General features: G+C 64.2%; 10 protein-coding genes. 3 read left to right on the top strand and 7 right to left on the bottom strand.

Annotation, left to right across the window (positions count from 1 at the left end; genetic code table 11):
- Window positions 1-3: 3 nt before the first annotated feature.
- The 6 genes from KIT10_07325 to KIT10_07300 are packed head-to-tail and all read right to left on the bottom strand — an operon-like array spanning window position 4 to window position 6,277.
- Entirely contained in the window at window positions 4-1,101 is a 1,098-nt protein-coding gene (locus KIT10_07325) for an AMP-binding protein (GenBank protein MCW5899066.1), read from the bottom strand.
- A 12-nt stretch (window positions 1,102-1,113) separates the two neighbouring features.
- Window positions 1,114-2,169: an o-succinylbenzoate synthase gene (locus KIT10_07320; protein ID MCW5899065.1), complete on the bottom strand. Its 1,056-nt coding sequence runs from the start codon at window positions 2,167-2,169 to the stop codon at window positions 1,114-1,116.
- Window positions 2,170-3,069, bottom strand: a complete 900-nt coding sequence (menA, locus tag KIT10_07315) for a 1,4-dihydroxy-2-naphthoate octaprenyltransferase (GenBank protein ID MCW5899064.1) — start codon at window positions 3,067-3,069, stop codon at window positions 2,170-2,172.
- Window positions 3,056-4,756 (bottom strand): 2-succinyl-5-enolpyruvyl-6-hydroxy-3-cyclohexene-1-carboxylic-acid synthase, encoded by a 1,701-nt coding sequence (menD, locus tag KIT10_07310; GenBank protein ID MCW5899063.1) that lies wholly within the window; start codon window positions 4,754-4,756, stop codon window positions 3,056-3,058. Before menD ends, menA begins: the two co-directional genes overlap by 14 nt.
- A gap of 5 nt (window positions 4,757-4,761) precedes the next feature.
- A complete protein-coding gene (locus KIT10_07305; protein MCW5899062.1) occupies window positions 4,762-5,856 on the bottom strand; it encodes a chorismate-binding protein in 1,095 nt (364 codons plus the stop codon).
- Window position 5,857: 1 nt separating this feature from the next.
- Window positions 5,858-6,277, bottom strand: a complete 420-nt coding sequence (locus KIT10_07300) for a hotdog fold thioesterase (protein ID MCW5899061.1) — start codon at window positions 6,275-6,277, stop codon at window positions 5,858-5,860.
- A gap of 34 nt (window positions 6,278-6,311) precedes the next feature.
- Here KIT10_07300 and KIT10_07295 point away from each other — a divergent pair, with 34 nt between their 5' ends.
- Both KIT10_07295 and KIT10_07290 read left to right on the top strand, forming a co-directional pair.
- Window positions 6,312-7,016 carry a response regulator transcription factor gene (locus tag KIT10_07295; GenBank protein MCW5899060.1) on the top strand — a complete coding sequence of 235 codons (705 nt, stop codon included), beginning with the start codon at window positions 6,312-6,314 and terminating at the stop codon, window positions 7,014-7,016.
- Window positions 7,017-7,336: 320 nt separating this feature from the next.
- Window positions 7,337-8,113, top strand: coding sequence for a T9SS type A sorting domain-containing protein (locus tag KIT10_07290; protein ID MCW5899059.1), 777 nt, complete (start codon window positions 7,337-7,339; stop codon window positions 8,111-8,113).
- Between the two features lie 82 nt (window positions 8,114-8,195).
- Here KIT10_07290 and KIT10_07285 read toward each other — a convergent pair whose 3' ends face one another.
- Window positions 8,196-10,940, bottom strand: a complete 2,745-nt coding sequence (locus KIT10_07285; GenBank protein ID MCW5899058.1) for a PD-(D/E)XK nuclease family protein — start codon at window positions 10,938-10,940, stop codon at window positions 8,196-8,198.
- Here KIT10_07285 and KIT10_07280 point away from each other — a divergent pair.
- Entirely contained in the window at window positions 10,939-11,217 is a 279-nt protein-coding gene (locus KIT10_07280; protein ID MCW5899057.1) for a hypothetical protein, read from the top strand. The genes KIT10_07285 and KIT10_07280 overlap by 2 nt on opposite strands.
- The last annotated feature ends 19 nt before the right edge of the window (window positions 11,218-11,236 follow it).

Here is an 11,236-nt window from a genome sequence, read left to right as displayed (position 1 = left end):
GGATCACTCGCGGATGATCTTCCCCGCGCTGGTGCGTTGGATCCGCCGCAGCGCCTGCACGCGGCGCGGCCATTCGTGCGGATGGAGGGCGGACATCACCTTTTCCAACACCTCGGGCAGCACATCCTCCTGGGGGCGATCGGTCTCCAGCACCAGCATCACCGCCTGGCCCAGCACGTCATCGGCCACCTTGGTGAAGTAATGCGGATAGGGGATGATCCCGGCGGTCCTCGATTCGAGCTGCTCGGGGAAGATCTTCTTGCCGCCGCTGAGGATCACGTTGTCGTGGCGGCCCAGCCAGCGGAATCGGCGGTCGTCGATCAATTCCACCAGGTCGTTGGTGAGATGCTGCCTGGTCGTGAGGTGCGGCGTATATACCACAAGGCAGCCGCGCGGGTCACGGGCGAAATGGCAATCGCCGATGGCCATGAACCGCTCTTCGCGATCAGGTCCGTTCAAGCGGCGCAACGCCACATGCGTGACGGTCTCCGTGCTGCCGTAGCTCTGGAACACCTCCACATCCAGGTCCTGAAGGTCCTCGATCAAAGCCTCGCTCACGGGTCCGCCACCGAGCAGTATCGTCCGGAACTGCCGCTCGACCCTTGCCCGGTCCTCCTGGATGGCACGATGCAGTTGCAGCGGCACGAGCGCGGTGAAACGGAAGCGCTCTTCGGTGCGCAGCTTCTCCAGCACGCTCCCGCGTGGATCGATCAGATGCAGGTCGAGGCCCAGGGCGAAGGCGCGTACCAGCATCATTTTGCCTGCGATGAAATCACTGGGCAGGGCATGCAGCACCCGATCACCCGGGCGCAGGCCGAAAGCCTTGCCGGTGAGGCGTGCGCTCATCACCAGGTCGCGGCGCGTTATGGTGAAACGCTTGGGCGGGCCGGTGGTGCCGCTGCTGGTGGCGCGCATGCCGCCACGGCGCATCCCCAGGTCGAACAGGGTGTCCTCCACGGCCTTCATCCACGCCGGGCCATTGCGCTTCACCTTTTGGTGGAACCGTGTATAGGCGATCAACGCGGTGAGTTCCTCGCCATCGATGACGATACGCTCGAAGGCCTTGGCGATGCCCGTGTATTCGCGTGCGGCGGCCATCATGCCTGGCGATGTTCAGATGCCCAGGGAGGAAAGGTCCCAGGCTTCTTCGGGGCGGTAGTGGAGAAAGCCGCGTTCCGCCAGCAACGGTGATGGGATGTTGTCCATGTAGACCTGCCCGGTGCCCAGTCCCTGCGCCATGGCGATGGGCAGGGTGGCGGTGAACTGCGCGATGGCGTTGAGGCCGATACTGCTTTCCAGTGCCGAGGTGATCCACCAGCCGATGCCGCGCTCTTCGGCGAGATCGATCCATTCGCGTGTGGCGGCCCACCCGCCCACGAGGCTGGGTTTGATCACGATGTAATGTGGCTTCACGTGATCGAGCAGGTCCACCTTGCTGTCTGGCATGTTCAGGCCGATCAGGTCCTCGTCCAGCGCGATGGGCACCGGTGAGCTGGCGCAGAGTTCGGCCATCGCCTCATAGCGGCCAGGCGCGATGGGTTGTTCGATGCTGTGCACCTGCAGCTTCGCCAGTTCTTCCAGAATGCGCGAAGCTTCTTGCAGGGAGAAGGCGCCGTTGGCATCCACGCGCAGGGTGATGTCCTGCGGACCATATTCATCGCGCACCGACCGCAGCAATGCCAGCTCGTCATCGATCCCGATGGCGCCGATCTTCATCTTCACCGTGGTGAAGCCTTCGGAGATCCGCTCCCGGATGCGTGTCCTCATCGTGGCCAGGTCGCCCATCCACACCAGGCCATTGATCGGTATCGGCCTGCGGCCCAGGGTGAAGTCCGATGGGAAGAGCGTTTTGGTGCCGCCGGCCCCGAGGTCCTTCAGGCATTGCTCCACCGCGAAGCGCACGCTGGGCACGTCCACCAGGTCGGTGCCAAGGCGTTGCGCCCAATTGTCCGTCCGTTCACACAACTCGATCAGCTTCACCTTCACATCCGCCGGGAATTCCTTGCTGTGGCCGGGGAAGAGCGCGGCCTCACCGATGCCTTTCACGGCCGGACGTTCATCGTCCCAGGCGATCAGGTACCATACCGTACGGGCCTTGATGCTGCCTTTGCTGGTGCCCAGCGTGAAGCGTGGGGTGAGCGTGCGTTCGATCCAGCGTGCGCGTAGCATTCAGACCATCCACAGGCCGATGGAAAAGGCCACGGCCGTGGCGAAGGTACCCAGCGCCAGCTTCTTCAACTGCGGATCGAGGGCCGCGGGATCGTGCGTCCGCAACACCTGCCGAAGATGCGCGGCAAGCATGGGGGTGGTGATGAGGAAGCCCCATTGCGGCATGCCACGGAAGTGCAGCGCGGTGAAAAGCATCAGGAACGAAAGGCCGCCGGTGATGAGGATGCCGTGGTAGCCCTTGCCGCCCTCGAAGCCCATGCGCACGGCCTGGGTCAGTTTGCCGCTGGCCTTGTCGTTGCGGATGTCGCGCAGGTTGTTCACGTTGAGCACACCGGCGCTGAAGAAGCCGAAGGCCGCGGCGGGCAGCAGCAGGCCGATCTCGAACCGTTGCGTGTGGAGGTAGCAGGTGCCAAGCACGCCCACCAGGCCGAAGAAGAGGAATACGCTGGCATCGCCGAAGCCGCCGTATCCATAGGGGTTGCGTCCGTAGGTGTAGCGCACCGCCGCGCCCAGCGCCAGCAGTCCGATGAACAGGAAGACCAACGTGGGCCAGGAGAAGCCGAGCGCGGTGACGATGAGCGCGAGGCCGCTGGCGAAGGCGAGCAGGCCACAGGTCCACATGGCGCGCTTCATCGTCGCGGGCGTTATCGCACCGCTCTGAACGGCCCGCTGCGGTCCCACGCGGTCGGGGTTGTCGGTGCCGTGCTGGTGGTCGCCCAGGTCGTTGCTGAGGTTGCTGAGTATCTGCAACAGAACGGCCGTGAGCACGGCGAGGGCCATCACCAGCGGCCGGAAGCCGTCGGCGAAGGCGGCCAGCCCGCTGCCCACGATGATGCTGCTCACCGCGAGGGGAAGCGTGCGCAGACGGAAGGCGTGGAGCCAGGTCTCAAGGTGGGCCATGTGGATCGCGCAAGGCTTTGAAATATCCGCGCAACACCTTCGGGCTGATCTCCGCGTCGGTGCGCACCACCAGCACGGCAGGCCGGTCATGGGGCGCGTAGAGTTGTTCCAGCGCGTTCTTCAGTGAAGCCCTGTCGAAGGCCTCGTAGTTGGGCAGGCCGTAGCTGCGCACCAGGGCCAGGGGGTCGCGGCCATGCGGTGCCTCGAACCAGTGCAGCCTTGCGGGATCGCTGTCCGGGCCGGGGATGTAGCGGAATATGTTGCCGCCGCCGTTGTCCATGACGATCACGCGCAGGTCTCCGCTCAGGTGCTTGTTCCAGAACGCGTTGCTGTCATACAGGAATGCCGTGTCGCCGCAGATCAGGGTGGTGGGGCGTTCGGAAACGAAGGCCGCGCCCACGGCCGTGCTCACGCAGCCGTCAATGCCGCTGGTGCCGCGGTTGCTGTACCAACGGTGGGTGCCGTTGCGCTCGAAGAGCATCGCATAGCGCGCGGGCGTGCTGTTGGCCAGGTGCACATCGCTTCCTTCCGGGATCCTCGCCAGGATGGTCTCGAACGCTTTCAGGTCGCACCATGGCGTGTCGTTCAGGTAGGCGTGGTGCAGTGAGGTGGTCCGGCGGTCGATCGCGCGCCACGCTTCCCCGTACCCGTTTTCCGAAGGCTTCACCTGTTCGGCCAGTTGCGCGAAGAAGACCTCCGGGCTGGTGGCGATGTCATGCGTCAGGCTCTGATAGGTGTCGTAGTGCCGCTGCCCGATGTCGATGTGCCAGTGCATGGCGGGTTTCCATTGACGCATCAACCCTTTGATGCGCTTGCTCACCACCGCCCCGCCGAAGGTGATGAGCAGATCGGGCCTCAGAGCGGCGGCATGGCCATCGTTCACGCCTTCGATCACCCGGTCGATGCAGGTGATGAAGGCGCTGTCGTCCAAATTGGATGTGGCCTCGGTGAGCACAGCGCATTGCGGCAGGGCGGCGAAGCGTTCGAGTTGTTCCTTCAACTGCGGGCTCCATAGGCCCTGCCCGGCGAGCACCAGCATCTTCCTCGTGCTGGACACCTGCTGGATCAGCCAGCGTGCATGTTCGGGCAGGATGAAGCTCTCGGTCATCACCTGCGCGATCGGACGCGCCGGGTGGTCGTGCTTTTCCACCTGACCATACAGTGGTTCCGCGAAAGGCACGTTCACATGCACCGGACCCGGCACGGGCAGCAGTGTGGCGTCGATCGCCTCATTGATCAACCGGCCGCAGTGCCAGCGGGATAGTTCATCGGCCGGGTTTCTGGGCAACTGCACACTGCGTTTCATATGCAGGGCCAGCACACCCGCCTGGCGGATGGCCTGCCCCTCGCCTTGATCGACCCATTCCTCGGGACGGTCTGCGGTGATGACCAGCAGGGGTATGCGCTGGTAGAAGGCTTCGGCGATGGCGGGTCCATAGTTGAGCACGGCACTGCCACTGGTGCAGATGAGCACCACGGGTGCATGTGCCCGCTGTGCCATGCCCAGGGCGAAGAAGGCCGCGCTGCGCTCATCGATCACCTGCAGGCACTGGATCGCCGGTTCGCCATCGAAGGCGATCACCAAGGGAGCGTTGCGCGAGCCTGGGCTGACCACCGCGCGGCGGATGCCCTTGGCGGCACAGAGCCGAGCGAGTTCGGCGGCGGCGAAATGGTCGCTGGTGGGCATGGGCGCTAAGGTATCCGGGCCAGCATGGCCTCGATGGGTCGCAGCCAGGCCTGGGCTTTGAGTTCCGTCTCACGCCATTCATCCTCCGGCACGCTGGCCGCCGTGATGCCCCCACCCACATGGATGTGCACGTGGTCCTGGGTGGCACGCAGGCAACGGATGTTCACGAACAATTCCGTTCGGCCGTCCACGTCCCATGGCCCCCAGCAGCCGCCATAGAGCGAACGGTCCTGCGGCTCGTGTTCCCGGATGAAGCGGATGGCCGCCTCCGTAGGCGTGCCGCACACGGCAGGCGTCGGGTGCAACCGGTCCACGATCCGGGCGAGCGGCACGCCACCCATGCGGGCATGCAAGCGCGTATGCAAATGGGCCATGTGGCCTGCGCGCAATACGTCCGGACCTTCCCTGGTCACCTCCCGCAGGTCAAGTTCCCGGAACGCTTCCTCCACGGCCAGGGTCACGATCTCCTGTTCCTCCCGCTCCTTCGCGCCCCATCCGGCCTCATGCTTCGGAGCCGCATCAAGTGGCATCGTGCCCGCGATGGCATCCACGGCCACCTGGCCACCTTCCGCCGATACCAGCCTCTCCGGTGAAGCGCCCAGCCACAAGCCGAAGGGGGAGTTGACCATGCATACGAAGGCGTTCGGATGGGCCGCGAGACCTTCGATGAAAAGCTCGGGCAGTCGCTGGATGGGGAAGGGGATGGAGAGGGTGCGCGCGAGGACCACTTTGTGCAGACCATCATCCTGCATGTGCCGCTTCGCCTCTTCCACGGCGACCAGGTGGTCCTCCCGCGCCCAAGCCACCGGCGGCCTATCTGCCAAGGGAATGGTGAAGCCCTGCAGCGGCGTGATAGCATCCAGGTCGATCCGCTGGGCATCCAGGTCCAACTCCACCTCAGGGTCCAGGATGGCGCCCCATGGACCATTCCGGTCGAACGGCCGGACCAAAAAACACCGGCTGTTGAGCTCAAGTTGGGCGGGATCGGCATGCACGAACTGTTGGGTGGCCCAAAGCCGGGTAATTCCCTTCCAGCGGAAAGCCGCGAAGGGGATCCCCTGTTCCAGGACATGGCGCAAGGCCCCGAGCATGTCCACCATATCAGCGCCGTTCGATCACCAGATTGGTCAACCGGCAAACGGCCACCAACGCGCCTTGTTCGTCGCGCACGCGGATGTCCCATACGTGGGTGGTGCGCCCCAGGTGGATGATCTCGCCGGTGGCGGTGACCAGGCCGCTGCGCACCCCCTTCAGGTGGTTGGCGGCCACCTCGATGCCGACCACGGCCTGCCTTTCCAGGTCCACGATCAGCGCCGATGCCATGCTGCCAAGCGATTCGGCCAGGGCCGCCGTGGCCCCACCGTGCAGCAGGCCCATGGGCTGATGGGTCCTCGCTTCCACGGGCATGGTGGCGCACATGTTCCCATCACCGTCCACGTGGTAGGTTATTCCGAGGTGTTCCACCAGGGTGCCCGGGCGCAGGGCATTGGCGCGGGTGGCATGTTCCGGGGTGAATCGCATCGCGTTGCGAAGGTATCCGGCCGAACTTTGCCACATGGACGCTGACGCCATCCGGCACCGGATCTTGTTGGTGGAGGACGAATCCTCCCTGCGCCTCACCTTGAAGCTCAATTTCGAACTGGAGGGCCATGATGTGACCATGGCCACCAGCGGCCCGGAAGCCTTGGAGCGGCTGCGTGGTGCTCGTTTCGATCTGGTGGTAATGGACGTGATGCTGCCCGGCATGGACGGCTATTCCGTGGTGGAAACGGTCCGCTTGGAGGGCAATACCACCCCGGTGCTGTTCCTCACCGCCCGTACGGCCGCCGCCGACCGTATCAGGGGCTTGCGCACCGGCGACGACCACTTGGGCAAACCCTTCGAGCTGGAAGAACTGTTGCTGCGGGTGGCCAACCTCCTGCGCCGCCATGCGGAGGTCCTTCCTCCGGCCCTCCCCGCAAAGGTCGATTTCGGTGGCAACCAGGTGGATTTCAACAGCTATGAGGCCAGGGGCTACGATGGCCGCCAGCACGCCTTGAGCCAGCGGGAGGCGCTCCTGCTGCGCTTGTTGATGGAGCAGGCCGGGGAGGTGGTGAGCCGGGAGGAGATCCTCCAAAAGGTATGGGGCTATGATGTGTTTCCCACGACCCGCACCGTGGACAATTTCATCGTGTCCTTCCGCAAGTATTTCGAGCCCGACCCGAGGCGGCCCAAGCACTTCCACTCCGTACGGGGGGTGGGCTACAAGTTCACCCACTGATTTTTTTTCAGGGGGGCGGCAACCACTTCTTTGGGCCGGCGTCTTCCTATCACCAAGGCCGATCTTCCAAGCCTTGGACTGGTTCCAATTTCCTTGCAGGTTTACCGCGCAGGAGTCCCCCGGGACTCCTGTTCGGTTTTCAGGACCGCCGGATGCCATGCTTGGGATCGCTCCATTCGCACAAGCTGTGGAGAAACGGGTTTTGCATCTGGCCGGGTGCGCTTCTATCTTGCGGTCCGCCGGGCCGCCAACCTCTTGGGGGCCACGCGCGTAGAACGCTCCTCATTCTCAACTGGAACCGACACCTCAAGCCTGCCGCCATGATCCGGAATCCCAACTCCCTCCCCGTCGTAGCCGCGTTGACAGCCCTCCTGGCCGGACCCATGGTCCAGTCCCAGAGTCCGGTGGACATCGGCCTCTATCAGCGTGAAGGTCACTTGGAAGTGACCGTCCGTCCCCAGACCTCCTTCGATGGCATTTTCTCCGCCGTGGTGTTCACCATCCGGTGGGATGCTTCAGCCAACGCCAGCTTGGGCACCCCCATGCAGGAAGGGGCTGTGGCCAGCTACCTGCCCATTGCGCGTTCCGGCGCGGTGCGGCAGTCAAGTGGCAACAATTACCAGGTGTTCGCCGGCTTCGGTCTGACACCCATGTCCAGTTTGGATGCCGCTTGGGCGGCCGGCCAGGAGTACACCATCGCCCGCATCCCAGTGGCGGGTACCGCCGATTTCGAGCTGATGAACGACGACTGGACCCGGGAGGCCAAGAACAATGGTGATTTCTACCTCTCCCTGGGTGGCGTCGATCGTACGGGAATCATCTATAAGGGCCTCGCCTCCATGGACGAGGGTAGCGTATCGATCCAGCCCAACCCCAACAACGGCCAGTTCACCTTCAGCTTCACCAATTCATCCGCGGTGAACACCACCGTGGAGGTGCACAACCCCATGGGCCAGGTGATCTTCACCGATGCGGTACTCTCCCTCGAAGGCACTTACCGCCGCGACATGGACATCCGCTCCATGGCCAGCGGTGTGTACTTCCTGAAGATCAAGCGTGGCGATGTGACCTCCGTGCACAAGATCGTGCGGCAGTAACATCGCCAAATTCCCATCAAAGGGCCGATCCTGCTGGATCGGCCCTTCTTGTTTTCTGTGGTCCCTGCGCCAGGGGCCTTGATCAATCCTTCAAGCAGGCACGGCACCAACGGCTTCCCTCGGTGTGGGTGATGGCCAGTGCCGGATCGCGCAATTCCTCCACCAGACGCACCAGCAGGTCCGTGATACCCGGCAGCTTGTTCCTGTGGATACGTGTGTCGCCTTCCACCACCAAGGGTACCCCATCGGCCGAAGAGTGCTGGCGCAATGGAATGATGGCCGCGGATACCTCCGGGATCGCGGGGTTCTGTTGCAGGAAAGCCCAGACGTAGATGAGGAGCTGCAAGGCTTGCGCATGTTCCCCTCGGATGCCTTCTCGCCCCAAGGTCTTCAACTTCAGCGCGGTCCCATCCACGCCACCGGTCTTGAGATCCAGGATGTGGATGAGTCCATCACGTTCCTCCACACGATCGATCCTGCCCTTGAGCCGGATCCCGTTCGGCAACTCCCCGGCCACCACCTTTTCCAAAGCGATGGCGACCGTATGTCGCACGGAGACGGCTTGCGCCTCGGAACGAGCATGGCGCGCCATGGCATGGGCGGCCATTTCGACGCGTAGCCGGTGCTGCCCACATTGCAGGGTGGCATTGGGGATCGTGCGGCGCAGCCGGCCGACAAGCAGATCGTGGGCACGGTCCGCCAGATCACTTAGCACCCGACCTTCCATTTGGACACCCATCCAAGGACGATAGACCTCCTCCATGACGTGATGCACAGCTTCGCCCAACACATCGCTGCCCAAGCGGCCGTCAAGCTCATCGGCCTTCTGGATGCCCATGAGGTGGGCGAAGTAGAAGTCCAAGGGGCACTGGAGCCAATTGGCGAGCATGGAGGGTGAGAGTCCCCTGGCCAGCAACTGTTCCAACCTTTCCAGGACCTGGCCCTGTTTGGCCACCGCGATGCCGGGGGCACGGCGCACCGGCATGGCGGCATGACAGGTGCTGAAGGATATCCGGGTCGCCGATCGCCCTGGCAGTTCATGGGCCCATTGTGCCAGATAGCGTGATGGGCCGGGTTGCTCGCCGGAGGCATCCGCAGGATGCGCCACCACCAGGGTTTCAACCGCATGCAGCAGGCGCGTCACGTGGTAGGCGGTGATGGCCTCCCGGTCATGATGCAGGGGCAGACCATGGCTGCGGCGCACCTCATTGATGATCCAACTCTGCTCGCCTTCGGCCCTCGGCAATACACCTTCGGATGCGCCCAGCAGGACCACTTGCGCATGGTCGATGGCACGGGTTTCCAGCAGCCCCATCACCTGGAGGCCGCTCAATGGTTCGCCAACAAGGTCTACCCGCTCCTCGCGCAGCAGGCGGTCACGCAGGACCATGTAGGTCTCCATGCCCAGGGGGCCTGGGGCATGGCGTTTCAATTCGTTGTCCAGTGCCGCTTGCGAACGCGCCATGCGGTAGAGCTGCTCGCGACGCAGTGGATCGTCCTGGGCGAAGGCCATGGCCCAACTGAACAGCGCTTGGAAGCGCTCCGGCAGATCCATCACCGGATCGGCGACGGGGCGAAGAGCACTGGTGAGCCGATCGACATGGGGCGATATGATCGTTGCCCAGGCCGCTATTATCCGGTCCGCTCCCAGCGAAGCGCTGCCTGCGGAACGCCACGCGGAAATGAGCGCCTGTGCGTCGTAGCCCTGGGACACCATGGCGTGGGAGAAGAGCCGTTCGGCATCGCTCAGCCGGAAGCCGATATCCGGCGCATGCCCGGCATGCAGGTCCAGGAAACATTCCGTGAACCCGTGGATGGGCAGTGCCGTGAGCGGCAGGCCCATGGTGACATTGACCGGGCCTATGTCCACCGGCAGGGCTTCCAGGAGCGGCATCAACAATTGTTCGTCGGCCAGCACCACGGCGGTGTGCGCCCGCTCCTGAGGGGTCATTTCCGTGATGTGCTGGGCCGCCCAAGCGGCCTGAGCCACGGGATCCGGGACGGCCACGATATCGATCGATCTTGCTGCGCTGCGGATGTCATCGCGCGGTGGGATCCCACCCGCACCCAGCGCGGACATGGATCGCCGCAGGTACCGGCCCGCCTCCTGGCCTTGGTCGTCCAGGTACCAGTGGTCGGTGTCCCAGGCGAGTTCAGCCTTTCCGGCCTCTTGAATTGCCTTCACCACCGCGGTGGGCGCCGGCTCCAAGGCGTTCAATCCGGCGAACCAGACCGCCTCCCATGGCCAGGTGATGCCACCACCCATGGCCTTGCCGGCCGCCGCACGGGCCACGGCACCGGCCGTTCCCACCTGGGCGGCCAGCATGCGTTCGGACATGGCCCTGTGAAGGGCGCCCGTTTCCAGCCAATGGCCGAACCAGCGCTCCATACCGGCGCTGGGGCCGTCCAGCCTGGAACTCCAGGCATCGATCCCTTCATAGGAGGAAAGCTGGCGGTAGAGGCTGTCCAGGTCCAGCAGGTGCTGGTCCACCTCGCTCATGTCGCGCAGTGTCACCGGCGCCCATTGGAGGAAAGCATCCAAGGGCTGTGCCCGGGCACCGGCCACCTCGCGATGTGCGGCATGCAGCATGAAGAGCAGTTCCACCGCCCCCCCCCGGCGCATTCCGGAGACCGCTTCCAGGAAGCTTCCCATGTCGAAAAGGGCCGGACTCCATTGCGGCCGGCCGGTGGCCTGCGCCAGATACTTTCGCAGCACCATTCCCGCACGACGCCCGGGCAGCACCACGGCCACATCCTGGAGTCCGTGGGGATGCGCGGCGAGCAGTGCCCCGGCCAGGCGTTCCAGGAAGGGAGAATGGGCGGACATGGCGGCGGAAGATAGACCCGGCACTTTGGAGACCTTCCCGATATACCGGCGCACGGCGGATGGACGCCATGCCTATCGGATCGAGGCGCCGGACCGGTTCACGGAGATCCAGTTCGTTGGCCGCCGGGTGCTGTTGCACGAGGTCGTGGCGAAGGCCTATCCGGAGAAGCTGCGCATCGTGGAAATGATCGCCCTGGCCGATGGCCGTTATGTGCCCTTGGCCCCCGGCGACTGGCAAGATCTTCACGACCGCTGGAAGGGAAGTTCGGAGTCTTGAACGTGGAACGGCTATTTTG

Source organism: Flavobacteriales bacterium, assembly GCA_026129465.1.
In the GTDB taxonomy this organism is placed as follows: Bacteria; Bacteroidota; Bacteroidia; order Flavobacteriales_F; family PHOS-HE28; genus PHOS-HE28.
The sequence above is the reverse complement of the archived record's forward strand: the minus strand, read 5'-3'. Positions and strand labels throughout refer to the sequence as shown.

Coding starts and splice junctions, on each gene's coding strand:
- KIT10_07280 (MCW5899057.1), top strand. CDS start 10,939: ATGGCGGCGGAAGATAGACCCGGCACTTTGGAGACCTTCCCGATATAC.
- KIT10_07305 (MCW5899062.1), bottom strand. CDS start 5,856: ATGGTGGACATGCTCGGGGCCTTGCGCCATGTCCTGGAACAGGGGATC.
- KIT10_07295 (MCW5899060.1), top strand. CDS start 6,312: ATGGACGCTGACGCCATCCGGCACCGGATCTTGTTGGTGGAGGACGAA.
- menA (MCW5899064.1), bottom strand. CDS start 3,069: ATGGCCCACCTTGAGACCTGGCTCCACGCCTTCCGTCTGCGCACGCTT.
- KIT10_07325 (MCW5899066.1), bottom strand. CDS start 1,101: ATGATGGCCGCCGCACGCGAATACACGGGCATCGCCAAGGCCTTCGAG.
- KIT10_07290 (MCW5899059.1), top strand. CDS start 7,337: ATGATCCGGAATCCCAACTCCCTCCCCGTCGTAGCCGCGTTGACAGCC.
- menD (MCW5899063.1), bottom strand. CDS start 4,756: ATGCCCACCAGCGACCATTTCGCCGCCGCCGAACTCGCTCGGCTCTGT.
- KIT10_07320 (MCW5899065.1), bottom strand. CDS start 2,169: ATGCTACGCGCACGCTGGATCGAACGCACGCTCACCCCACGCTTCACG.
- KIT10_07285 (MCW5899058.1), bottom strand. CDS start 10,940: ATGTCCGCCCATTCTCCCTTCCTGGAACGCCTGGCCGGGGCACTGCTC.
- KIT10_07300 (MCW5899061.1), bottom strand. CDS start 6,277: ATGCGATTCACCCCGGAACATGCCACCCGCGCCAATGCCCTGCGCCCG.